Below are 23,634 nucleotides of genomic sequence, written 5' to 3'. Positions count from 1 at the left end.
GGACGGCAGTGTGACCTTCGTTGACCGCTATAAGAGCTAGAGCAAGAGCCAGGCCGATGACCGACTTCTCGACTCTGCCAAGTCTGACCGATGTACCCCCCAGCTCGGCCGGCAGCCGCTTCTTCCGACCGCCGCTGCCGCATGGCCACGTCGCCCGTTCGCGGCTGTGCCAGCGCATGGCCGCGGGGCTGCAGGGACGGCTGATACTGGTATCCGCCCCGGCCGGGTTCGGCAAGAGCTCGCTGGCCATCGAATTCTGTCAGACGCTGGAAGATCACTGGCGCAGCCTGTGGCTGGGGCTCAGTGCCAGGGACAGCGACCCCGGACGTTTCCTCGAACGCCTGCTCGAAGGCCTGCGCCTGCATTTCCCCACCCTCGGTGAGGAAGCCCTGGCCCTGCTGAAGATGCGCCAGCGCCATCAGCCGTTCGCCTTCGAAGCCTGGCTCGACGACCTGCTCGATGAGCTGGTGGACAGCCTGTCGGTCGACCGCCCGCTGCTGCTGGTGCTGGACGACTACCACCTGGCCCAGGGCGCGGTGCTCGACCGTTGCCTGCAATTCCTGCTCAATCACCAGCCCGCCGGCCTGGTCGTGCTGGTCACCAGCCGCCAGCGCCCGGACTGGCACCTGGCGCGCCTGCGCCTGTCGCGGCAACTGCTGGAGTTCACCGAACAGGACCTGCGCCTGACCGTCGAGGAAACCGCGCAGCTGGTCAGCGCCAACGGCGCGCAACTCGACGACAACGCCCTCGACAACCTGGTCGAGCGCAGCGAAGGCTGGATTGCCGGGCTGCGCCTGTGGCTGCTGGCCCATGGTGACGAGCTGGCGGCCAACGTGCCCGATCTGTCGGTGCATGGCGCCGAAGAGCTGATCCGCGACTACCTGCTGGAAGAGGTGATCGACAAGCAGTCGCCGGAGGTCCAGATGTTCCTGGCCCAGACCGCGCGCTTCGAACGCTTCTCCGCCCAACTGTGCGATGCGCTGCGCGATGCGCACGACAGCGCCTCGATCCTGCGGCACCTGCAGCAGCACCAGGTGTTCCTCGTGCCGCTGGACGAGCAGGGCCAGTGGTTCCGCTATCACCACCTGTTTTCCGACCTGCTGCTGGCGCGCCCACTGCCCGGCTCCGGGCCTTCGGCGGCGGCGCTGCACCTGCGCGCCTGCCGCTGGTTCAGCGCCCAGGGCCTGTTCGACGACGCGGTGGAGCAGGCCTTGCGCGCCGGCCACCCGGAGGTCGCGGCGAGCCTGGTGCAGAGCCTGTCCGAGGAACAACTGCTGGCCGAGCAGAACGTCGCCACGCTGCTGCGCTGGAAGATGGACCTGCCCGACAGCCTGCTGGCCAGCACGCCGCGTCTGATCGTGCTGTACAGCTGGGCGCTGGCGCTGGCCTGTCAGCTGGATGCAGCCGAAGAGCTGGCGGCGCAGCTGTCGCGCTTCCTGCCCGCCGCCGATGCCACCGCCCAGCGTGACCTGCTCGCGCAGTGGCAGGCGCTGGCGGGCGTGATCGCCCGTGGCCGCGGCGAGATCGAAGCGGCCGAGCGGCACTGCGAGGAAGCCATGCACGGCCTCGGCCCGGAGCGCTTCGGCCCGCGCCTGCTGTGCCTGTCGACCCTGAGCAACCTGGCCATCGTGCGCGACGACCTGTGGCGCGCCCGCGGGCTCAATCGCGAAGCCCTGGAACTGGCGCAGCGATTCGGTAATCCGCTGTTCGAAGCCATGGTGCATTACGACCGTGCCCGCGTTCTGCAGGCTCGCGGCGAGGTGCTGCGCGCCGAAGAAGAAGTGCGCCAGGGCCTGGCACGGCTGTCCGGCCTGTCTTCCCAGCGCCGCTATGCGGTACGTGGTCGCCTGATGCTTTACCAGGGCTACCTGCGCAGCCTCGCGCTGCAGCCCGACGAGGCGCGCAAATGCCTCAAGGCCGGCATCGAGGAAGCTCGCGCCTGTCGCGACATCAGCCTGGTGATCGGCTTCTGCGTGCTGGCCAGCCTGGAAGGGCGGCTGGGCAATTACACCCGCGCCTTCGCCCACCTCGCCGAGGTCGAGCGGATGATGCACGTGTGGGACGTGCCGCCGGTCTACTACCTGTCGGCCATTACCCTGATCAAGTGCGAACTCTGGCTCGGTCAGGGCCAGGTAGAACTGGCCACTGCGTGGCTGGAGCGTCTGCGTGAGACTTACACCGGGGACGAACCGGCCACTCCGCCGGAGTGCTCGCCGCAGCTGCCGCGCAACGTGGAGATGCTGCAGTCTCTGCTGGAGCGCCGCGAAGGCCGCATGGCCGACGCCGAGGTGCGGCTACGTACCGTGGCCAGCGGCGCCCTGCAAGGCGGTGCGCAGTTGCAGGCGCGCTTCGCCCAGGGACAGCTGGTCGCCCTGCTGCTGCAGGACGGTCGCGATCGCGAAGCTTCCTTCGAGCTGGGCGAGTGCCTGAACGGCCTGGCGGTCGGCCTGTTGATCCCATTGCAGGAAGTGCTTCTGCAGCATCCGGAATGGTTGCGCGAGCAGTTGGCCGTGCGGGCGTCAGCGCCGGCCATCGAAGCCCTGCGCGAACGCCTGCCGGCCGCGCCGGAGCGCGGGGTGGTGCTCAATGATTGCCTGAGCGGGCGCGAGCTGGCGGTGCTGGAACTGATCGCCCAGGGTTGCTCCAACCAGGAAATCAGCGAGCGCCTGTTCATCTCCCTGCACACCGTGAAGAGCCATGCCCGCCACATCAATGACAAGCTCGGCGTCGAACGCCGCACCCAGGCGGTGGCGCGGGCGAAAGAGATGGGGTTGTTGCGCTAGGGCGCTGGCGCGAATTTCAGATCGTAGGGCGGATCACGCGCCAGCGTTATCCGCCGCGAGGCAATCGGCGGATAACCCGTTCCGGGTTATGCGCCCTACGGTCCTGCAATCCTCTCGACTGGCGCCAGGATCACATCCCTTTCTTCTTCTCCGCCTCCGGCGGCGCACTCAGGTCCAGCCCCTTGGGCACAGGCTGTCCCTTGGCCGGGGCGGCCAGCTGCTTCTGCACGTCCGCCTGGATCGCCTGCAGCACCGGCAGCAGGTCGCGCATGTTCTCGCGGACTTCCGGGTAGGCGTGCTTCTGCGACAGCTCATCCACGCGCATCAGCAGTTGCACGCGCACTTCCGGCGGCAGGTGGATGAAGAGTTCGGGCAACTGCTTGGCCAGTTCGGCGCTGTAGAGCACCAGGTCCTGGCGGTCGAACTGCGCGGTGAGGCCGAGGTAGTCCAGCGCGCTGCTGGTCAGCATCGAGGCGGCGGCCTTGGCTTCCTGCATGCCCTGCAGGCGCACCGGGTTGCGCTGCTCGCTCTGCGCCAGGGTCATCCAGAATTCCACCGTCAGGTTGAACAGGATCGCCTGTTCGCGCAGCGAGTAGCTCATCAGGCCCAGCGCCTCGGCGCCGTAGGGTTGCTTGGCGGCGCGGAAGTTGAAGTACAGACGCATCAGCTCCTTGAGCTTGAACAGCACCTCGCGCGCCTCGTTCTGCCGCAGCTCCAGCGGGGCGTAGATGTTCAGCTGCGGGCGGAAGTTCTCCTCGCTGACCATGCGCTGGTAGATCGGCCCGGTGAACTCGCCGCTGCGGCGGGGCAGGCCGTTGACCTGGGTTTCGTCGATCTTCTTCAGTGCGTCGATCAGCACCTGGTAGTCGGCGCTGGTCCAGTTGCGCTGGATGTCGGGAATCTTCTGGCCCAGGTAATACAGGTCGGCGGACAGGGCAGGGCGGCACAGGAGCAGCAACAGCACGGCCAGCGGCCACAGCGAACGGCGAATGAGGATCGGCACGAACGGGCTTTCCTTGCGCGAGGGCGGGTCGGGCTAGGTTAACGGGGCGAAAGGTCTGCGTCATCCCGTGACGAGCCTCGACACTACCTAGGTTGGGCGCGGCGGCGCGGGCGCTGTGGTGTGATTCGGGCTTTAGAACAACAAGCACGGGAGTCACTCGTCCATGACCGCCACATTGTCTGTGCAACCGCCGCTGGCCGAGGGCCTGGCCCGCTATGGGTTCGGCCCCCTGCCGCTGGCCGCACTGAAGGCCCGCTACGCCTCGCCCGAATCCGGCTCGAAGTTCATCCACGTCGACGGTTTCGACATCCACTACCGCGACGAAGGCAGCCCGGACAAGCCGGTGCTGGTGATGGTCCACGGCGTGATGGCGTCGCTGCACACCTGGGACGGCTGGGTCGCCGAACTGTCCCGGCACTTCCGCATCATCCGCCTCGATGTGCCCGGCTTCGGCCTCACCGGCGGCGGCCAGGACCGCGAGTACGACGGCGAGCGCCTGGTCAAGGTGTTCGGCCTGTTCCTCGATCGCCTGGACCTCAAGCAGGTGTCCATCGCCGGCAACTCACTGGGCGGCTACATCGCCTGGAACTACGCGCTGGTCAACGCCCACCGTGTCGAGCGGCTGATCCTCATCGATCCGGCCGGCTACTACATGCAGAAGGTGCCGCTGATGATCGCCAGCGCGGTGCTGCCCGGCGCCGGCATCATGATGCCGATGTGGATGCCGCGCGCCCTGGTGGCCCAGGGCATCAAGGAAGTCTACGGCGATGCGCGCAACATCAAGCCGGGGGTGATCGACCGCTACTACGACATCAGCCGCCGGCCGGGTAACCGCCGCGCGATGATCGATATCTTCCGTGTCCTGGTGAAAGCCAACCGCGAGGAACTGCCCACCACGCCCAATCGAGTTGCCGCGCTGAAGGTGCCGACGATGCTGATGTGGGGCGAGCGCGACCGCTGGATTTCGCCGCGCCACGTGCCGATGTGGCAGCGTGACGTGCCGGGCATCGAGGTGAAGGTCTATCCGGGCGTGGGGCATATTCCGATGGAAGAAATCCCCGAGGAGTCGGCGGCGGATGCGTTGCGCTTCCTGCATGCTTGATTGCTCATCGCGCCACAAAAAAGCCCGGCCAAGCGCCGGGCTTTTTCATGGGCGTAAGAGCGGACTCCGTCCGCGATGGTTTTCCGTCGGCACGTCCTCCATCTGGGCGATGCCTATCGCGGATGAATCCGCTCCTACGTGAAGTCCCGCGCGGAGGCCTGCCCTCTCCCTAACCCTCTCCCTGAAGGGAGAGGGTTAGGGAGAGGGAAAGTCCAGGCACGGATTTTCAGAAGAAGACAGTTGCTCGCTCCTACAGGGGGACGGAAACGAAACCGCCCCGACAGAGCGGGGCGGTGTTCGAAGCGCAGCGCGAATCAGCCGGCGTGAGCCATCGGCTGCGCGTCGTACTCCTTGCGCACCTCGTAGAGCACATCGAGGTTGTTGTGCTGCCAGGGGTGGAAGTCGGACTTGAAGAAGTCCATGTACTCGCGCAGCAGCGGGCGGAACACGCCGTGCTTGCCCCAGGTCCACTTGATGCCGTCGCGCCAGACGCGCCAGTTCCATAGCAGGCCGTCGACCTTGAGCATGTGTACCAACCCGCGGAAGGTATCCAGCACGAAGAAGAAGGTCGCCATGCGCATCGCCCGGCGCAGCAGCTTGCGGCTGCCGCAGACCTGGTTGTAGACGTCGAAGGCCACCGCCTTGTGCTCGGTTTCCTCCAGCGCGTGCCAGCGCCACAGGCGCTGCATCACCGGGTCGGCGCCTTCCATGGTGCGCGGGTCGGTCAGCAGCCCGTTGGCCATGATCGCGGTGATGTGCTCCAGCGCGGCGGTCGCGGCCAGTTGGCGCTTGGCCGGGAATTTCTTCTGGGTGAAACGGATGCGCGCCTGGGCGCGCTTCTCGATGGCGGTGATGTCGTAGCCCTGGTCGCGCAGACGCTGGCTGTAGGTCAGGTGCTCGCGGCTGTGGTGGCCTTCTTGGCCGATGAAGCCACGGATCTGTTCCTTGAGCACCGGGTCGCTGATCTGGTCGCGGAACTGCCGCACCGAGTCGATGAAGAAGCGCTCGCCGTCGGGGAACAGCACCGACATGGCGTCGAACAGATGGGACTTGAAGGCGTCTCCACTGTGCCAATGACGTGGCAGCGGATCGGGCAGATCGAAGTCCATGTGCCGGGGCTTGATCTCCAGTCCTGCGGGGGTGGTGCTGGCCATGGCGGCTCCATTGTTGTGGTTGTCCATGGTCATTACTCTGGGCTTGTAGGGAAAGCGTCACAAGGTTATTGTCTGCCAACTTTCCGGTCATATCCGGCCAGCGGTCACTATAAGAAGAATGATGAAACAACCGCTCAATTTCACCGCCGAACTGGTGCCCGTCGCCTATGCGCAGGCGCTCCTGGACCTCGCCGAAGAGCTGGGCGTGCCGCGTGTGCGCCTGTTCGAACTGGCCCGCGTGCGCCCCGAGGTGCTGCAGAGCCCCAACGGCCGCCTGTCCTTCATTGACTTCCATCAGCTCTCCAGCACCGCCCTGGTGTACTGCAACGAGCCGGCTTTCGGCCTGTTGCTGGGGCAGCGGCTGAACGTCTCCACCCACGGCATCCTCGGCTATGCGGTGCTGTCCAGCGCCAACCTCGGGCGCGCTATCGGCTTCGCCCTGAAGTACTACCGCGTGCTCGGCCTGGCCTATGACCTGGAAATGGTGGAAGACGGCGGCGTGTCCTACCTGCGCGCCAGCGAGTCGATTCCGCTGGGCCCCACCAGCCGCTTCGCCGCCGAAGGCCTGATGACCAGCCTGCACACCATCGCCCGCTTCCTGGTGGGCGAACCCTTGCAGGGTGTCAGCGTCGGCTTCGCCCATGCCGAGCCGGATTACGCCGAACGCTACGCCGAGGTGTTTGGCTGCGAGGTGCTGTTCGACCAGCCGTTCCACTTCATCGGCCTGCCCAGCGAGTACCTGGCGCGGCCCATGGCACTGGCCAACCCGGCCACGGTGCAGATGTGCGAGCAGCAGTGCGAGGCGCTGCTGGCTACGCTGGACGTGCAGGAAGGCCTGCTGACCCGCATCCGCCGCCTGCTGCTGGCGCGCCCCGGCGAGTTCCCCGACCTGGAAAGCGTCGCCGCCGACCTGCACACCAGCGGGCGCAGCCTGCGCCGGCATCTCTCGAACCTGGGCACCACCTACCAGGAAGTGCTCGACGACGTGCGCAAGCGCCTGGCCTTGCAGTACCTCACCACGACCCACCTGCCGCTCTACGAGATCGCGCTGCTGCTGGGCTTCAACGACCCGTCGAACTTCCGCCGGGCGTTCCGCAAGTGGACCGGCAAGCTGCCCACCGACTACCGCGAGGATTGACCCCGGGACCGGCGCAGCTGCCGCCCGGCAGCTGCGCTGACCACTGGGGCTGCGTCGGCTTCAGAAGCGATAGCCGACGTAAAGTTGCAGGGCATCGAAGGTATCGTTGCCGAACACTTCGCGAGCGGCGGCCTTGGGTTTCACCCAGTTGTACGAGAGTGTCGCGAATAGCTGGCTGCTCGCCGCCCAGTCCAGGTACACCGCCGCCTCGTCGGCGAAGCGCCGGTCGCTGACCGGCTGGCCGTAATAGTTCTCCTCATCCAGCGAGAACTGGTAGTAGACCGTGCCCGCGCTCAGGCCGGGCGCGACCTGCCCGACCAGTCGCCACATGTGCACACGCTCGTTGCTGTCGTTGAGCAGGTAGTTGCCGACCACATCACCGATCACCCAGGAGCCGCGCTCGGTGTAGGCCTTGCTCAGCGGGTCCCAGCTCTTGCGGCGGTCGTCACTCGGGTCGTCGTCACCGGAGAACAGTGCATAACGGTAGGTCAGTTTCGGCTGAAGGGGCAGGTCGGCGAAGCCATAGTCCAGACGCACATACCAGGCGTGGCCGGAAAAGCTCACCTGTTCGCCCTCGCCGGTCTGCAGGCCGTATTCGGCGCTGATCGAAAGCTCCGGCAGGGCTTCGAAGCCGCCGTCCAGCCAGCGCAGGTTGTACACCTGCATGCCATTGCGCGGCGCTATCTGGTTGGCCTGGCTACCGACGTCGCTGACTTTCAGCGCCATCAGGCCGAGTTGGCCGCGCAGGAAGGGATAGTCGAGGTTGGCACCACTGAAGCGGGCACCGCCAAGGTCGTCGTCGTTGCGCACGCTGAACGCCTGGCCAGACAGTGCGCCGCCGCGATAGGCAAGGATGGCTCCATCGCGGAAGGCGGTGCGTGGGCCGGACCAGTACGCCCCTTCGCCGAGCAGGTCGAGGTTGCCGTCGGCGAGGATGAAGCCCGTGCCGACGCGGAAGTTCTGGTTGCCCAGCGTCAGGCGCCAGGGGCCACGCTCAATGCCGGCATAGAGTTCTTCCAGTGAGGTCTTGCCGTCCGAGTTGCGCGTGTAACCGCCGGCGTCGCCGTCGCCGAAGGTATGCGCGGCGACCAGCGAGGCGCCGCCGACCAGGCGCAGGTCCTGGTCCAGGGTGTAGCGGAAGCTGGCTTCCGGTTTGAGGAAGGCTTCCTGCCAGACGGCCCGCTCGCCCTTCACCTCGCCGCTGCGATAGTCGCGCTGGCCGGCGCCGAAGTTGACGTTGTGGCTGTCGATGAAAGTGGCGCCGCTGCTCAGGCTGAAGTCCGCCTGCAGGTCGCCGTTCTCGTAGTGACTGTCGGCGTGGGCGAGGCTCGTCAGGGAGGCGAGCAGGAGCGTGGATAAGGAACCCAGGTTCTGGTTGTTCATGTGGGAGCTCTGCGCTGTTGTTATTGGGATGGCAGGAGTTCAGGGCGCAACCGCTCGCGGCGTGCCCGAAGGCACACCGGAGGGAGGCGCGAGGTTGCGGTGGAGCGGGTCAGGCGCGGCGGCGGGCCAGTGGCAGGATCGCCAGGAACGACAGGGCGCAGATGGCTGCGGAGACCTGCAACAACAGGCTGAAGTTCTCCGTCTCGCCGAGCAGCCAGGCCGCCAGCGAAGGACCGACGGCGAGCCCGCCGCAGATCGCCAGGTTGGCCAGCACCACCAGCTTGCCGCCCTGGCGGTCGTAGTCGCTGATGGCTGCGAGGAGGAACGGCAGTGCGAAGGTCCAGGCGAACTTGAAGGCGCAGGCCGCCAGTACGTAGCGCAGCAGCGAGACGTCTCCCAGCAGGCCGATCAGGCTGGACGCCATGGCCAGGTAGCCCAGCGCGAGCAGCCACTCACGCCGGCCACGGATGCCGATCCAGCTGGCCAGCGAAGCGCCGACCACGCCCAGCAGGGAGGCGCTGGCCAGGGCGCTGGAGCTGTCCGTGGCGCTGATGCCCTGAGTCCGCGCCAGCTCGCCGACGAAGGTCCAGATGCCGGCGAGGCTGAGGTAGAACAGGAAGATCGCGCTCATGCCCAGGGCGATCTTCCCCAGCGCGGCGCGCGCCTGGCTGGGCGGCAGGGCTTCGGCCTGATTGTCGCTGCCCGCAGGCAGGGAGCGGATCAACGGCAGGCACGCGGCGGTGAACAAGGCGATCAGCAGGAAGAAGCTGGCGACGCGCCAATGGCTGAACAGCCACGGCATGAACTGCAGGCTCAGGGCTGCCAGCACCAGCTGGCCGGTGACCCACAGGCCGAATGCCCGCGCCGCGTTCGGCAAGGTGCCGGCGGTGCCCAGGCACACCAGCACCAGCGCCGCCTCGGAGAACGCGGTGAGGAAGCGCAGCGCTACCAGCAAGGGATAGGACGGTGCCGCCGTGCTCATCAGCACGGCGCTGAGCAGGTTGCCGAGAAGGAACACGGCAGCGGCGATCGCGGCGATCCGGCGCCAGTTGTAGCGGCGCATCCAGAAGTAGGTGGGGAGGGTGGAGATCGCCATGGCCCCCAGTTCCATGCTGAACAGGAAGCCGACCTGGCGGTTGTCCAGGCCCAGTTCGGCGATATAGCGACTGGCCAGGGCCGGTGCGGTGAGCAGCACCAGCGGGCCGATGGCGGAGAACAGCACCACCGCCAGCAGGCGCAGGCGTTGCTGCACCGGATTGAGCACCAGGGGAGCGGTGAGGGTGTTCATGCTTCCACCTTTTGCCGGCTGGCCGGGAGCAAGGGGCTGTCGTAGCGGGCGCGCAGGCTGGCGATCCACTGCCGCTGGTGCGCAGCCAGGGGCTGCCCGGAGAGGGCGCGCATCGCCTCCAGGTGCGGGTCCCGGATGTCAGTGGCAATGCCGCTGAGCGTCTCGATCACGGCCAGGCCGAAGTAGGGCACCGAGTTGGGCTCGTAGCCGCCTTCGTGGCACAGCACCAGACGGCCATCGCAGAGCTGGTCGGCCAGCGCCATCAACCTGGCGGTCAGCGCGCGGTAGGCATCGCCGTGGAGCATCATCCGCCCCAGCGGGTCGTGGGCGCCGGCGTCGAAGCCGCAGGGCACCAGGATCAGTTGCGGGCGATGGGCGCGCAGGGCCGGCAGCACGATCTCGTCGAAGGCATGCAGGTAGGCGCCTTCGCCACAGCCGGGCGGCAGCGGCACGTTGAGGTTGAAGCCGCGGCCGGCTCCAGCGCCCTGTTCGTCGACGAAGCCCGAGTCCTGGGGATAGTTGCCTTCCTGGTGCAGGGAGATGGTCAGCACGCGCGGGTCTTCCCAGAAAATGCTCTGCGAGCCGTTGCCGTGGTGCACGTCCCAGTCGACCACCGCGATGCGTTCCAGGCCGTGTTCGGCCATCGCCACATGGGCGGCCAGGGCGGCGTTGGCCAGCAGGCAGAAGCCGCGGCCGCGGTCCGCTTCGGCGTGATGGCCCGGCGGCCGCACCAGGGCATAGGCGTTGCGCGCGTCGCCGCGCAGCACGTGCTTGACCGCCTGGATCACACCGCCAGCGGACAGCCGGGCGATGTCGTAGCTGCCGTGGCCGAAAGGCGTGTTGTCGCCGGCGTCACCGCCACGCCCGGCGCTGAGTTCCTGCAGTTGCGCGAGGTAGCCGGGGGTGTGTACCCGCAGCAGTTGCTCCTCGGTCGCCGCCAGCGGCTTGACCGCCAGCAGGCGTTCGCCGAGGCCGCTGACGTCCAGCAGGTTTTTCAGCCGGCGCTTGGTTTCGGCGTTCTCGAAATGCAGGCCGGGCTGGATCCCCAGGCCGGGAGTGAACAGACCGGCGTAGTTGCCGGTGTCATGCCACATGTAGTGTTCGTGCCAGACGAATGCCGTGGTCATTGGCTTGATCCTTGTTGTTGTTCGGGATGTTGCAGCGTGCGCAGCGGGACTGGGCAAGGCACGGCGAGAGTAGGAAGGGGCCGGGGGAGGGTAAATACACCCGTGGGGGTAGGGCCCCCGCCGGACAGCAGGCAGCCGTGTTCCCGGCGGGAACACGGCTGATGTGGGGTGGGTAGGGGCGGATCAGCGCGGCAAGGGCAGCAGGCCGTTGGCGGAGTGGCGCAGGAACAGGTCGCAGAGTTGCAGTTCGGAGCGCACGCCGAGTCGCGTATAGAGATTGCGCCGATGCACCTTGACGGTGGCCTGGCTGATGTTCAGCTGGCGGGCGATCAGTTTGCTGGAGTTGCCCTGCAGCATCAGCCGGGCGATTTCCTGCTCGCGCGGCGTCAGCAGGCCGCCCGCGAAGGACGCCAGGGCCCGCGCGAGGCTGTCTTGCTCTTCCGGTTGGACGAGGGTTTCGCGGCTCTGTGCGAAGCCTCCCAGCAGGTACCGCAACAGCGGGTAGAGGTTGCGCAGGGCGCGCAGTTCGGCGGTGCTGGCGAGGTGGCGCTGGCGTCGGCCAATGGACATCACCAGCACGGTGTCGTCGCAGTCGTCGAAGAGAATGTCGATCTCGTCGTCCAGGCGCAGTTCGCGGTAGTAGTGCTTGTAGTAGTCGCTGCCGTGCAACTGGCTGGTGCGCTGGTTGATGCGCAGGATGCCGCTGCTCATGCCCTCGCGAATCGAGTTCGACACCGGGTCCAGGCGATACATGCCGTCGAGGTAGCGCTCGATGTACTCGGCGTGGAGCTGGTCCGGGTAGTCCTCGTAGAGAATGCGCGGGCAGCCGTCGCCGCGGTACGCCTTGATGATCACGTTGTCATGGGCCAGGACCGGTTGCAGGCTGTGCGACAGCAGCACCGGGAAATCCGGGTGGCCCTTGTGCTCCAGTAGCCGAGCCAGGTTCTGGTTCCAGTTGGCACTGGCCTGGGTCGCCAGCAGGTTGCTCAGTTGCATCGGCGTGCTCTCTGCATTCGATCTTGTTCTTTTCCGGGTGAGTTGCTGCAATATGGGTGCCATTCGGCCGCCGACTGCCATGCCGGCTTCGCTGGCCGCTCAACGCTCCGGAGTAACCGATGACCGATCAGCCTACCCTCATCCGCGAAACCTTCCCCGTCGGCCCCCTGCAATGCAACTGCAGCATCATCGGCGACCCGCTGACGAAGAAGGCCATCGTCGTCGATCCGGGCGGCGACCATGAGCTCATCCTGCAGCGTCTCGACGCGCTGGGGCTGAAGGTGGTCAGCATCATCCACACCCACGCGCACCTGGACCACTTCCTCGCTTCCGGGCAGATGAAGGAGAAGACCGGCGCGACCCTGCACCTGCACAAGGACGACCAGTTCCTCTGGGATAACTTGGAGATGCAATGCCGCATGTTCGGCGTCCCTTATACTCCGGTGCCTTCGCCGGACCAGTGGCTGGCCGATGACGAGGAACTGGCCTGCGGTTGCGGCGTGGCGCTGCACACGCCGGGGCACACGCCGGGCTCGATGAGCTTCTGGTTCCCCAGGGACAAGTTGCTGATCGCCGGCGACACGCTGTTCCGTCGCAGCATCGGCCGCACCGACCTGTGGGGCGGCGACTACGCCACCATCGAGCGCTCGATTCGCGAGCGCCTGTACTCGCTGGACGAAGACGCGACCGTGGTCACCGGCCACGGCCCGGATACCAACCTGGGCGACGAGATGAGGGAGAATCCCTTCATCCGAGCTTAAGGTTGCTACGGAATTATTTGCACGACCTAAGCTCTAACCTGCCGCCCGCTAATGGGTGTTTCGCTATTTCGAGGAGTCATCCGACATGTTCACCGCACGTAGTCTGTCCATGGTTGCGGCTGCCACCGCCTTTGCCCTCATGGCCGGTTGCGCCTCCCAGAACCCCTATGACCCCAACACCCAGGCCCCGCCGGCCGAAGGCGGCATGAGCAAGACTGCCAAGTACGGTGCGCTGGGCGCGCTGGCCGGTGCCGTCGCCGGTGCCGCGATCAACCATGACAACCGTGGCAAGGGCGCAATGATTGGCGCCGCCGCCATCGGTGCCGCCGCTGCCGGCTACGGCTACTACGCCGACAAGCAGGAAGCCAAGCTGCGCCAGCAGATGCAGGGCACCGGCGTGCAGGTCGAGCGCCAGGGTGATGACATCAAGCTGATCATGCCGGGCAACATCACCTTCGCCACCGATTCGGCGAACATCGCGCCGTCCTTCTACACCCCGCTGAACAACCTGGCCAACTCCTTCAAGGAGTTCAACCAGAACAGCGTCGAGATCGTCGGCTACACCGACAGCACTGGCAGTCGCCAGCACAACATGGACCTGTCCCAGCGCCGTGCGCAGTCCGTGGCCGCCTACCTGACCTCCCAGGGCGTCGACGCTTCCCGCGTCAGCACCCGTGGCATGGGTCCGGACCAGCCGATCGCGTCCAACGCCGACGTCAACGGCCGCGCGCAGAATCGTCGCGTGGAAGTGAACCTGAAGGCCCTGCCCAACGCGCAGACCCAGCAGTACCAGCAGTAAGCACTGCCCATGAAAAAGCCCGCCGATTGGCGGGCTTTTTCGTTCTTGCTGTTCTGCAAGGGCGGTCAGGCCTTGGCGGGGAATTCCCGGTGCAACTGGGTCAGCAACTGGTCCTTGCGTTCCCACAGCTGGTTCACCCACAGCTGGAACTCGGCGCGGTAGCCCTCGTCCTGGTCGTAGCTCTTGCCGATGAACTGGCGCGGGATTTCCAGCTCCTCGAAGCGCACCACCACCGAGCGCAGGCGTCCGGACAGCAGGCACCAGAAGGTCGGACGGCCGTCGGGGTAATGGATGGTCACGTTGACCAGGGTACGCAACTGCTCGCCCATGGCGTCGAGGACGAAGGCGATGCCGCCGGCCTTGGGCTTGAGCAGGTGCTGGAACTGCGAGTTCTGCTCGTCATGCTTGGCGGGGGTGAAGCGGGTGCCTTCGAGGAAGTTGAAGATCGCCACCGGGATGCGGCTGAACTTGGCGCACGCCTTGCGGGTGGTTTCCAGGTCCTTGCCTTTCTTCTCCGGGTGCTTGGCGAGGTAGGCCTTGGTGTAGCGCTTCATGAAGGGGAAATCGAGCGCCCACCAGCACAGGCCGATCACCGGGACCCAGATCAGCTCCTGCTTGAGGAAGAAGCGCAGCAGCGGAATGCGGCGGTTGAGCTGGTACTGCAGGACGAGGATGTCCACCCAGCTCTGGTGGTTGCTGGTGACCAGGTAGGAGTGGTCGTAGTGCAGGCCCTGCAGGCCCTGCACGTTCCAGCCGGTGTTGCGGACCAGGTCCATCCAGCCCTTGTTGCAGGTGATCCAGCTTTCGGCGATCACGCTCATGATCTTGCTCAGCGCCAGCTGCGCTGCCTTGAAGGGCAGCAGCAGCTTGATGATCGACATGCCCAGTAGCGGAATGCACCAGCACAGCGTGCTCGTCACCAGGATCAGGGTGGCGAGGATGCCGCGCAGGGTGTGCGGGAGGAAACTCAACATCGAGGAATGGTCCTTGTACGTAGGCGCCCGGTCGGCCGGGCGCGTGATGCGTTCTTGGGCACATCCCTCGTGCCGTGTCAGTCAGCCATCCTTGCTGCTGTCTGCCTGAATCGCCGTCAGCGCGATGGTATAGACGATGTCGTCCACCAGCGCCCCGCGCGACAGGTCGTTCACCGGTTTGCGCAGGCCCTGCAGCATCGGCCCGATGCTGACGCAGTCGGCACTGCGCTGGACCGCCTTGTAGGTGGTGTTCCCGGTGTTCAGGTCGGGGAACACATACACGTTGGCGCGTCCGGCCACCGGGCTGTCGGGCGCCTTCTGGCGGCCCACGCTGGCGATGGCGGCGGCATCATACTGCAAGGGGCCGTCAATCAACAGATCGGGGCGTTTTTCCTGCGCGATGCGCGTAGCTTCGCGGACTTTCTCGACATCTGCGCCGGTTCCGGAGTCGCCTGTGGAGTAGCTGATCATCGCCACCCGCGGGGTGATGCCGAAGGCCTGCGCCGAGGCGGCACTCTGCAGGGCGATTTCCGCCAGGTCACTGGCCGAAGGATCGGGATTCACCGCGCAGTCGCCATAGACCACCACCTGGTCGGGCAGCAGCATGAAGAACACCGAGGACACCAGGTTGTAGCCGGGCGCCGTCTTGATCAGCTGCAGGGCCGGGCGGATGGTGTTGGCGGTGGTGTGGATGGCGCCGGAGACCAGCCCGTCCACTTCGTCCAGGGCGAGCATCATGGTGCCCAGCACCACGTTGTCTTCCAGCTGCTGCTCGGCCATCGGCGCGTTCAGGCTCTTGCCCTTGCGCAGTTCCACCATGGGTTCGACGTAGCGGCTGCGCACCAGGTCCGGGTCGACCACTTCCAGGTCCTCGGGCAGCACGATGCCCAGCATCTGCGCCACGGCCTGTACGTCGTCGGGCTTGGCCAGCAGCACGCAGCGGGCGATGCCGCGGGCGTGGCAGATGGCGGCGGCCTGCACGGTGCGCGGCTCGCTGCCTTCGGGCAGGACGATGCGCTTGTCGGCGCGGTTGGCGCGCTGGGTCAGCTGGTAGCGGAATACCGGCGGCGACAGGCGCAGCTCATGGGGGGAGCCGCAGCGGTCCTTGAGCCACTCGAAGTCGATGTGTTCGGCGACGAACTCGGTGACGCGCTCGGCGCGCTCGCGGTCGTCCACCGGGATTTCCTTGTTCATCCGCGACAGGTCGCCGGCGGTGTCGAAGGAGCCGGTCTTCACCGTCAGCACCGGCAGGCCGCTCTGCAGCGCACTGCGGCACAGCTCCATGATCCGCGCGTCCGGCATCAGGCCCGAGCACAGCAGCAGGCCAGCCAGCGGCACGCCGTTCATGGCGGCCAGGCAGGCGGCGAGGATGATGTCGTCGCGGTCGCCCGGCACCACCACCAGCACGCCGGGTTTGAGCAGGTGCACGGTGTTGGGCGCCGAGGGTGCGCAGAGGATGATCTTCTGCACGCGGCGTTGTTCGTAGTCGCCGGCGTTGAGCACGCTGGCGTCCAGCAGGTCGGCCACGTCGCGGGTGCGCGGGGCGTTCATCTCGTCCTGCCAGGGGATGCAGCCGAGCAGGCGCACGTCGCCATCGCGCAGCAGCGGGGAATGCTCCTTCAGGCGTTCGCCGAACAGCCGTGCGGCTTCTTCGGCGTCACGCGGCAGGTCGTCGCTTTCGCCGCCGCGTACCTTGTTCACGATCAGGCCGGCCAGGTGCGGGTCGCGCGGGCCGCCGAACAGCTGGGCAAGGATCTCGATGCGGTCGGACAGCTCGCTCACCGTCTCGTTGTCCGGTGCGGAGACGAGGATCACCTCGGCGTCCACGCTGCGCGCCAGATGGCCGTTGATGCGCGCGGCGTAGCTGGCGTGCTTGGTCGGCACCATGCCCTCGACGATCATCACGTCCTTGTCGACGGCGGCGCTGTTGTACATCCCGACGATGTCCTCGAGCAGTTCGTCGAGCAGGCCGTCGCCGAGCATGCGTTCGACCTTGGACAGCGACAGCGGGGTAGGCGCGTTGAGGCCGTGGGTGCGCGCGACCAGTTCGCTGGAGCGCTCCGGGCCGTCATCCCCGGCGTGGGGCTGGGCGATGGGCTTGAAGAAGCCGACTTTCAGGCCGGCGCGTTGCAGGGCGCGGATCAGGCCCAGGCTGGTGGACGTCAGGCCGACACCGAAACCAGTGGGTGCGAGGAAGAAAGTGTGCATCCGGGCTCCTTAAGCCGTGCGGGAGTGGTCTGTGCCCTTGTGGGGCGCAACCGATGAATCTTCAGTCGAGCACGGCCAGGGTGTCGAGTGCGATCTGCTTTTCCTCGTTGGTGGGGATCACCAGCACGCGGGGGTGGCCGGGCAGGTGGATCGGCCCGCCGACGCCGCGCACGCAGCGGGCGTTGGCTTCGCCGTCGAGTTCGAGATTGAGCACGTGCAGGTGCTTGACCGTGAGGTTGCGCACCAGCGCGGAGTTCTCGCCGATGCCACCGGTGAAGATGATGCCGTCCAGGCGCGGCAGCGCACAGGTCAGCGAGGCCAGGGACTTGGCCAATCGGTAACAGAATACTTCGATGGCCAGCGCCGCATTGGCGTGGCCCTGCTCGCGGGCGTTCTCCAGGGTGCGCATGTCGTTGGACAGCCCCGACAGGCCGAGCAGGCCGCTGTCGTGGTTGAGCATGTGGTCGATCTTCTCCAGGCTCCAGCCCAGCGTGCGCGCCAGGTGGCTGTGCAGGTTAGGGTCGACGTCGCCGGAGCGGGTGCCCATCATCAGTCCTTCCAGCGGGGTCAGGCCCATGCTGGTGTCGCGGCTCTGGCCGTTGGCGATGGCGCAGGTGGAGCTGCCGTTGCCCAGGTGCGCGGACAGCCAGTAGCTGTCGCCCACGGCCAGCCCGCTCATTTCCGCGGCCTTGTGGCTGACGTAGCGGTGGCTGGTGCCGTGGAAGCCGTAGCGGCGCACGTGCTGCTCGCGGTACAGCGGCTCGGGGATGGCGTAACGGTAGGCGCGCTCGGGCAGGCTCTGGTGGAAGGCGGTGTCGAACACCGCGATGTGCGGCAGGTCCGGGTACAGCGCCATGGCGGCGTCGATGCCGACCAGGTTCGCCGGATTGTGCAGCGGCGCCAGGGGCGAGGTCTCGCGGATGGCGCTGAGCACTTCTTCGGTCAGGCGCGAGGCCTGGGTGAAACGCTCGCCGCCGTGCACCACGCGGTGGCCGATGGCGTGCAGTTCGCCCTGCGCGGCCTGGGCCACCAGCGGCAGAAGACGGGCGAGGGCGGCCTTGTGGTCGGCGCCGGGCAGCTCCAGAGTCTGTGGTTGCTCGTCGGTCTCGCCCTGCCAGCGCAGGCTGGCGCCGTTGGCGCCGAGGCGTTCGGCCAGGCCGTGGAGGATGAAATCATCGCGCCCCTCTCGAACCAGAGCGAACTTGATCGACGAACTACCGCAGTTGATCACCAGGATATTGCGAGCCGGCATGCCTACTCCTTGTTGCTGTCGGAATCCTTGGCGCACCAGCCGCAGGGGAACCAGCGGCCGATCTGCGCCATGCGCTGCTGCGGGTCCAGCACCCAGGGCCGCGACTGCCAGGGCGGCTGGTGGCGCAGGTGCTGGGTGTGACCGCAGGACAAGACTGCCACCCAGTGGCCGTCTTCGTCCTGATGAAAGTCAAGCAGGCGCGGCGAGACCGCGTGATCCCGTCCGTCCGTCTTCGGGTCGCATTCGGGGGCGTCGCCGCGTAAACTTACGCGCTCAACTTCTATATCAGATAGGTTTCGAACCATGCAGATCGCGGCCAACAAGGCGGTTTCCATCGACTATACCCTGACCAACGACGCGGGTGAGGTCATCGACAGCTCCGCCGGCGGCGCTCCGCTGGTCTACCTGCACGGTGCCCACAACATCATCGGCGGCCTGGAAAAGGCCCTGGAAGGCAAGCAGGTCGGTGACGAGCTGGACGTGACTGTCGAGCCGGCCGATGCCTACGGCGAATACAGCGCCGAGCTGGTTGCCACCCTGACCCGCGAAATGTTCGAAGGCGTGGACGAGCTGGAAGTCGGCATGCAGTTCCACGCTTCCGCTCCGGACGGCGGCATGCAGATCGTCACCATCCGCGACATCGAAGGCGATGACGTGATCGTCGACGGCAACCACCCGCTGGCCGGCCAGCGCCTGAACTTCAAGGTGAAAGTGGTCGACATCCGCGACGCTTCCTCCGAAGAAGTTGCCCATGGCCACGTCCATGGCGAAGGTGGTCACCACCACTGATTGTCGTCACCCGGTCGCCATCGACCGGGTGCAGCCATCATTGAGCTGCTACGCTCAATCGTGAAAGGCGCCTTCGGGCGCCTTTCTCATGCAAGTCGCTGTAACTGCAAAGAATGCCAGGGCATTTTTCCCGTATCGACTGGGATTGCGCAGCACGACGGACAGGTTGTCCGCTCCCTGCGCGGGCACTTTGTGCCTACCTCTTCAAGGAGCAAGCAATGAGCGCTTTTCACGATCTGACGCTGCATGGTCTCGACGGCCAGGATCTGCCGCTGGCCCCGCTCAAGGGCAAGGTCGTGCTGGTGGTCAACGTCGCCTCGAAATGCGGCCTGACTCCGCAGTACACCGGTCTGGAGCAGCTCTACCAGCAATACAAGGATCAGGGTTTCGTGGTACTGGGCCTGCCGTGCAACCAGTTCGCCGGGCAGGAGCCGGGCAGCGAATCCGAGATCCAGTCGTTCTGCTCGCTGAACTACGGGGTGAGCTTCCCGATGTCGGGCAAGCTCGAGGTCAACGGCTCCGAGCGCCACCCGCTGTACCGCTTGCTGGCGGGCGAGGGCGCCGAGTTCCCCGGCGACATCACCTGGAACTTCGAGAAGTTCCTCCTCGGCCCGGATGGCCGCGTGCTGGCCCGCTTCAGCCCGCGCACCACGCCGGATGATCCGGCGCTGATCCAGGCCATCGAGAAGGCGCTGGGCGCCTGATCCTGCCGGCGGGAGAGGGCGCAAGCGCCAATCCCGCCGGCATTTCTCCCTTTCGTCTTGCTCCACGCCAGGGGTGACGGCTTAATCGGGCGACCTGCTTCCGGAGCCCGCCATGAGCCGTTTCGCCGCTGAGTCCGCCTGTCTGCCCGCCACCCCCGATGCCTTGCGCGCCCTGATCGAACAGCGCCGCGCGGTGCGGCGATTCCTCGATGAGCCGGTGCCGGAAAGTGTGCTGCGCGACTGCCTGGAGCAGGCGGTGCTGGCGCCCAATGCGTGCAACCTGCAGCCGTGGAGCTTCCAGGTGATCCGCGACGCCGAACTGCGCCGCCAACTGACGCCGGTGTGCCTGGGGCAGAATGCGGCGCGCACGGCACCGGTGCTGATTGCCGTGCTGGCGCGGCCGGATACCTGGCGCGAGTCCTGCGCGGCCGTCCTCGACCAGTGGCCCGAGCCGCAGGTGCCGGAGAAGGTGCGCGACTTCTACCAGCGCACCGCGCCCTTCCAGTACAACCAGGGGGCGTTCGGCCTGCGCGGGCTGTTCAAGCGCGCGCTGTACGCGGTGGTCGGCCGTCGTCGCGCGCTGATGCGTCAGCCCAACAGCCACGCCGAGATGCGCCTGTGGGCGGTGAAGTCCACCGCGTTGGCGGCGCAGAACCTGATGCTCGCCCTGCAGAGCCACGGCTACGCCACCTGCCCCATGGAAGGCTTCGACGAGGTGCGGCTGCGCAAGGTGCTGCAGATTCCCCGTGGCGCGGTACCGATCATGCTGCTGGCCGCCGGGCGGGCTGCCGACAACGGCGTCTACAACCCGCGCCTGCGTTTCCCGCTGGAGCAGCGCGTCAGCTGGCACTGACCGCATCGGGACGCGTCAGCACACCCATGCGCCCGCCGCCGAAGGACCAGTCGTCTGCGTCGCTGTTGGTGATCTGCACCATCACGTCCTCGCTGGCTATGCCCAGCCGCTCGCCCAGCAGCACATTCAGCCGGCGGTAGAACGCCTGTCGGGTCTGCGAGTCCCGTGGCCGGCCGATGGTGATGGCGATCAGCACGAAGTCGTCGCTGCGCGGCCCGCCCAGGTAGTGGCGGTTGAAGACGAACTCTTCTGTCTCGTGCTGGTGGATCATCACGAACTGGTCGCCCTCCGGCACGTTGAAGGCCTCGTGCATGGCGTCGTAGACGGTGTTGGCGAGTTCGCGCAGGTACTCGGGTTGCTTGCCCTTGAGCAGGGAGATGCGGACGGTAGGCATGGCGCCGTTCCTCGGTGAGTGATTGACGAGTTCAGGCTAGCCCGGCAATTTTATTCGGAAAATCGGGAAATATTTGACCGATAGTTCGATTAATAAGGATGGTTGCCATGGCCCGCATCAATTTCGACCTGGACGTGCTGCGCACCTTCGTCACCGGCATCGAGCTGGGCAGCTTCGCCCGCGCGGCGGATCGCCTGGGGCGTTCCACTTCAGCCATCAGCGCGCAGTTGAAGAAGCTGGAAGAGCAGGCCGGCATCCCGGTGCTGCGCCGTGAAGGGCGCGGCATGGCGCTGACCGAGGCGGGCGAGACGCTGCTGGCCTACGCCCGCCGCCTGCTGGAGTTGAATGACGAAGCGGCAGGTGCCTTGCGCGGCGGCGTGCTGGAAGGTCGGGTGCGCCTCGGCCTGCAGGAAGACTTCGGCGAAACCCTGCTGCCGGCTGTGCTGGCGCGCTTCGCCCGCGCCCACCCCAAGGTGCGCATCGAGGTACGCACGGCACGCAATCAGCAGCTCATCGAAGGTGTGCGCAACGGTGAACTGGACCTGGCGCTGGCCTGGGAAACCGGCGAACGCACGCCGCACATGGAGCGCATCGGCGCCGTGACGCAATGCTGGATCGGTGCGCCGGACGCACTCCCATCTCCCGGTACGGAACCCTTGCCACTGGTGATGCTGGAGGCGCCGTGCCTGCTGCGCAGCGCGGCAACGGCGGCGCTGGATCGCGCCGGTATCCCCTGGCGCGTGGCATTCACCAGTGCCGGGTTGTCCGGAATCTGGGCGGCGGTCGGCGCGGGGCTGGGCGTCGGCCTGCGCACGCCGATCGGCCTGCCGGCCAGCGTCGAACGACTGGACGCCGAGCGCGCCGGGCTGCCGGTGATGGCGCCGCTGGGCCTGTGCCTGCACCGCAGCGAAGCCGAGCCGGAAGCAGTGGTGGAGCGCCTGCGCGAACTGCTGCAGGAAGGCGTGGCGGGGCTGCTGGAAAGCCCGGCGATTCGCTGATCTGCTTGTAGAGGAAAATCACTGCGATCAATGGTGCTGGAAAAAGCGAGACGACCGGTCATATTCTTGCGCCCATGAACAGCATCCGACTCGACAAGCGCGACCTGATCCTCGCCAAGGGCTCCCTGGCGATGACCCGCAGCGGCTACCACGGCACCGGCGTGCAGGACATCGTCCAGGCCGCCGGCATCCCCAAGGGTTCCTTCTATCACTATTTCGAGAGCAAGGAAGACTTCGCCCTGCAGGCCCTTGAGCACCTGTACGCACCGCGCCTGGCCCGTTACGCCGAAGCGCTGGGCAACCCGGCGCTGGGTCCGCGTGCGCGCATCCTCACCTATTACCGCGAACTGCTGGCGCACTTCGCCCGCCAGGAGAAGCTCGAATACCACTGCTTCATCGGCAGCCTGAGCTTCGAGATGGCCGAGCTGTCGCCGGCCATCGCCGAGCGCGTCGACGGCATCCTCCAGCAGTCCATCGACACCCTGCAGGGTTGCCTGGTCGACGCCCAGCGCGCCGGGGAGCTGCCGGCAGCGGAAGACGCCGAATCCCTCGCCGAGTTCATCGGCAACGCCTGGCAGGGCGTGCTGGCACGGATGAAAGTCAGTGCCTCGCTCAAACCGGTGGAGCGCTTTATCGAACGCCTGGAGCACCTGCTTCAGGCCTGATCTGCCTGAGTCATCATTTTCCTTTCCAAAAACGAGACGACCGGTCGCCTGGTCGTCATGGAGATCTCAATGACCGCATCCGTAGACACCCTGTTCTCGCCCTTCCGCCTGGGCGGCCTGGAACTGCCCACGCGCATCGTGATGGCGCCGATGACCCGCAACTTCACCCCGGGCGGCGTACCCCACGCCCAGGTGGTCGAGTACTACCGTCGCCGCGCCGCTGCTGGCGTCGGCCTGATCGTCACCGAAGGAACCACGGTCAACCACAAGGCTGCCAACGGCTACCCGAACGTGCCGCGCTTCTACGGTGAGGATGCCCTGGCTGGCTGGAAGCAGGTGGTCGACGCCGTGCACGCCGAAGGCGGCAAGATCGTCCCGCAACTGTGGCACGTCGGCGCCGTGCGCCGCCTGGGCACCGAGCCGGATGCCAGCGTTCCGGGCTATGGCCCCAGCGGCAAGGAAAAGGACGGCACCGTGCTGGTCCATGAGATGACCAAGCAGGACATCCAGGACGTCATCGCCGCCTTCGCCCAGGCCGCCGTCGACGCGAAGGCCATCGGCATGGACGGCGTGGAAATCCACGGCGCCCACGGCTACCTGATCGACCAGTTCTTCTGGGACGGCAGCAACAAGCGCACCGACGAATACGGTGGCAGCCTGGCCAACCGTTCGCGCTTCGCCATCGAGCTGATCCAGGCCGTGCGCGCGGCCGTCGGCCCCGACTACCCGATCATCTTCCGCTTCTCCCAGTGGAAGCAGCAGGACTACAGCGCCCGCCTGGTGCAGACCGCCGAAGAGCTGGAAGCCTTCCTCAAGCCGCTGTCGGATGCCGGCGTGGACATCTTCCACTGCTCCACCCGCCGCTTCTGGATTCCGGAATTCGAAGGCTCCGACCTCAACCTGGCCGGCTGGACCCGCCAGCTCACCGGCAAGCCGACCATCACCGTCGGCAACGTCGGCCTGGATGGCAGCGAGTTCCTCGCCTTCTTCGGCAACACCGAGGAAGTCGCGCAGCCGTCGGGTATCGACGGGTTGCTGGAGCGCCTGAACAAGGAAGAGTTCGACCTGGTAGCCGTCGGCCGCGCCCTGCTGGTCGACCCGGACTGGGCAGTGAAAGTGCGTGACGGCCGCCTGGAGGACATCAAGCCCTTCAGCCGCGATGCGCTGATGTCGCTGGCCTGATCCGCGCTTCGTTGAAATGAAAAGCCCCTGGCGCCGACGGTGCCAGGGGCTTTTTTGCTTTTCGCAGGAGCGTCTCGGTTA

Annotated in this window: 22 protein-coding genes; 11 read left to right on the top strand and 11 right to left on the bottom strand. The window is 66.5% G+C overall.

All coding sequences use genetic code 11. The annotated features are described in order from the left end of the window. The first annotated feature begins 56 nt into the window (after window positions 1-56). Window positions 57-2,783 (top strand): winged helix-turn-helix domain-containing protein, encoded by a 2,727-nt coding sequence (locus IB275_RS25035; protein ID WP_192292099.1) that lies wholly within the window; start codon window positions 57-59, stop codon window positions 2,781-2,783. Between the two features lie 130 nt (window positions 2,784-2,913). Here IB275_RS25035 and IB275_RS25030 read toward each other — a convergent pair whose 3' ends face one another. Beyond that, window positions 2,914-3,786, bottom strand: a complete 873-nt coding sequence (locus IB275_RS25030; protein WP_138216051.1) for a hypothetical protein — start codon at window positions 3,784-3,786, stop codon at window positions 2,914-2,916. 163 nt (window positions 3,787-3,949) lie between these two features. On the opposite strand from IB275_RS25030, the gene IB275_RS25025 reads away from it, so the two are divergent. Further along, window positions 3,950-4,888 carry an alpha/beta fold hydrolase gene (locus IB275_RS25025; protein ID WP_192292096.1) on the top strand — a complete coding sequence of 313 codons (939 nt, stop codon included), beginning with the start codon at window positions 3,950-3,952 and terminating at the stop codon, window positions 4,886-4,888. Window positions 4,889-5,202: 314 nt separating this feature from the next. Here the strand turns inward: IB275_RS25025 and IB275_RS25020 are convergent, their stop codons facing one another. Next, window positions 5,203-6,042: a metal-dependent hydrolase gene (locus tag IB275_RS25020; protein WP_081516440.1), complete on the bottom strand. Its 840-nt coding sequence runs from the start codon at window positions 6,040-6,042 to the stop codon at window positions 5,203-5,205. Window positions 6,043-6,163: 121 nt separating this feature from the next. Here IB275_RS25020 and IB275_RS25015 point away from each other — a divergent pair, with 121 nt between their 5' ends. Beyond that, window positions 6,164-7,180 carry an AraC family transcriptional regulator gene (locus IB275_RS25015; protein ID WP_192292094.1) on the top strand — a complete coding sequence of 339 codons (1,017 nt, stop codon included), beginning with the start codon at window positions 6,164-6,166 and terminating at the stop codon, window positions 7,178-7,180. 60 nt (window positions 7,181-7,240) lie between these two features. Here the strand turns inward: IB275_RS25015 and IB275_RS25010 are convergent, their stop codons facing one another. From IB275_RS25010 to IB275_RS24995, 4 genes are all read right to left on the bottom strand, one after another. Next, complete coding sequence (locus IB275_RS25010; RefSeq protein ID WP_192292091.1) at window positions 7,241-8,563, bottom strand: alginate export family protein; 1,323 nt, start codon at window positions 8,561-8,563, stop codon at window positions 7,241-7,243. A 109-nt stretch (window positions 8,564-8,672) separates the two neighbouring features. Further along, window positions 8,673-9,851, bottom strand: a complete 1,179-nt coding sequence (locus IB275_RS25005; RefSeq protein ID WP_192292088.1) for an MFS transporter — start codon at window positions 9,849-9,851, stop codon at window positions 8,673-8,675. Next, entirely contained in the window at window positions 9,848-10,978 is a 1,131-nt protein-coding gene (locus IB275_RS25000; RefSeq protein ID WP_192292085.1) for a class II histone deacetylase, read from the bottom strand. The genes IB275_RS25005 and IB275_RS25000 overlap by 4 nt, the downstream gene beginning before the upstream one ends. Window positions 10,979-11,161: 183 nt before the next feature. Then, window positions 11,162-11,974: a LuxR C-terminal-related transcriptional regulator gene (locus IB275_RS24995; protein ID WP_192292082.1), complete on the bottom strand. Its 813-nt coding sequence runs from the start codon at window positions 11,972-11,974 to the stop codon at window positions 11,162-11,164. A 119-nt stretch (window positions 11,975-12,093) separates the two neighbouring features. Here IB275_RS24995 and IB275_RS24990 point away from each other — a divergent pair, with 119 nt between their 5' ends. Together IB275_RS24990 and IB275_RS24985 are read left to right on the top strand one after the other, a co-directional pair. Further along, window positions 12,094-12,735, top strand: a complete 642-nt coding sequence (locus tag IB275_RS24990) for an MBL fold metallo-hydrolase (RefSeq protein ID WP_192292079.1) — start codon at window positions 12,094-12,096, stop codon at window positions 12,733-12,735. Between the two features lie 85 nt (window positions 12,736-12,820). Further along, the gene (locus tag IB275_RS24985) at window positions 12,821-13,534 is read left to right on the top strand and encodes a YiaD family glycine zipper/OmpA-like lipoprotein (RefSeq protein ID WP_081516270.1); all 714 of its coding nucleotides are present in this window, start codon (window positions 12,821-12,823) and stop codon (window positions 13,532-13,534) included. 65 nt (window positions 13,535-13,599) lie between these two features. Here the strand turns inward: IB275_RS24985 and yihG are convergent, their stop codons facing one another. The 4 genes from yihG to IB275_RS24965 all read right to left on the bottom strand — a co-directional run bounded on the left by yihG (window position 13,600) and on the right by IB275_RS24965 (window position 18,303). Beyond that, window positions 13,600-14,508: a 1-acylglycerol-3-phosphate O-acyltransferase, YihG family gene (yihG, locus tag IB275_RS24980; protein WP_192292076.1), complete on the bottom strand. Its 909-nt coding sequence runs from the start codon at window positions 14,506-14,508 to the stop codon at window positions 13,600-13,602. A gap of 81 nt (window positions 14,509-14,589) precedes the next feature. Beyond that, on the bottom strand, window positions 14,590-16,716 hold the full coding sequence (pta, locus tag IB275_RS24975; RefSeq protein ID WP_192292074.1) for a phosphate acetyltransferase: 2,127 nt from the start codon (window positions 16,714-16,716) through the stop codon (window positions 14,590-14,592). Window positions 16,717-16,777: 61 nt separating this feature from the next. Next, window positions 16,778-17,968 carry an acetate kinase gene (locus IB275_RS24970; RefSeq protein ID WP_081516267.1) on the bottom strand — a complete coding sequence of 397 codons (1,191 nt, stop codon included), beginning with the start codon at window positions 17,966-17,968 and terminating at the stop codon, window positions 16,778-16,780. A gap of 2 nt (window positions 17,969-17,970) precedes the next feature. After that, window positions 17,971-18,303, bottom strand: coding sequence for a DUF3565 domain-containing protein (locus IB275_RS24965; RefSeq protein WP_192292071.1), 333 nt, complete (start codon window positions 18,301-18,303; stop codon window positions 17,971-17,973). On the opposite strand from IB275_RS24965, the gene IB275_RS24960 reads away from it, so the two are divergent. The 3 genes from IB275_RS24960 (at window position 18,272) to IB275_RS24950 (ending at window position 20,314) form a co-directional block, all read left to right on the top strand. After that, window positions 18,272-18,757 carry an FKBP-type peptidyl-prolyl cis-trans isomerase gene (locus tag IB275_RS24960; protein ID WP_192292068.1) on the top strand — a complete coding sequence of 162 codons (486 nt, stop codon included), beginning with the start codon at window positions 18,272-18,274 and terminating at the stop codon, window positions 18,755-18,757. The genes IB275_RS24965 and IB275_RS24960 overlap by 32 nt on opposite strands. Window positions 18,758-18,975: 218 nt before the next feature. Further along, a complete protein-coding gene (locus tag IB275_RS24955; RefSeq protein ID WP_081516265.1) occupies window positions 18,976-19,461 on the top strand; it encodes a glutathione peroxidase in 486 nt (161 codons plus the stop codon). Between the two features lie 112 nt (window positions 19,462-19,573). Continuing rightward, window positions 19,574-20,314 (top strand): nitroreductase family protein, encoded by a 741-nt coding sequence (locus tag IB275_RS24950; RefSeq protein WP_192292065.1) that lies wholly within the window; start codon window positions 19,574-19,576, stop codon window positions 20,312-20,314. Here IB275_RS24950 and IB275_RS24945 read toward each other — a convergent pair. Further along, the gene (locus tag IB275_RS24945) at window positions 20,301-20,708 is read right to left on the bottom strand and encodes a tautomerase family protein (protein WP_192292062.1); all 408 of its coding nucleotides are present in this window, start codon (window positions 20,706-20,708) and stop codon (window positions 20,301-20,303) included. The genes IB275_RS24950 and IB275_RS24945 overlap by 14 nt on opposite strands. Before the next feature lie 107 nt (window positions 20,709-20,815). Between IB275_RS24945 and IB275_RS24940 the strand changes: the two genes are divergently transcribed. The 3 genes from IB275_RS24940 (at window position 20,816) to IB275_RS24930 (ending at window position 23,553) form a co-directional block, all read left to right on the top strand. Further along, complete coding sequence (locus tag IB275_RS24940; RefSeq protein WP_192292059.1) at window positions 20,816-21,706, top strand: LysR substrate-binding domain-containing protein; 891 nt, start codon at window positions 20,816-20,818, stop codon at window positions 21,704-21,706. A 74-nt stretch (window positions 21,707-21,780) separates the two neighbouring features. Then, complete coding sequence (locus tag IB275_RS24935; protein WP_192292056.1) at window positions 21,781-22,371, top strand: TetR/AcrR family transcriptional regulator; 591 nt, start codon at window positions 21,781-21,783, stop codon at window positions 22,369-22,371. Window positions 22,372-22,440: 69 nt separating this feature from the next. Beyond that, entirely contained in the window at window positions 22,441-23,553 is a 1,113-nt protein-coding gene (locus IB275_RS24930) for an NADH:flavin oxidoreductase (protein ID WP_192292053.1), read from the top strand. Window positions 23,554-23,634: the final 81 nt, after the last annotated feature.

This window comes from Pseudomonas sp. PDM21, from assembly GCF_014852505.2.
Classification (GTDB): domain Bacteria; phylum Pseudomonadota; class Gammaproteobacteria; order Pseudomonadales; family Pseudomonadaceae; genus Pseudomonas.
Note: the sequence above shows the minus strand (reverse complement) of the source record. Positions and strands in the feature narration are given on the sequence as shown.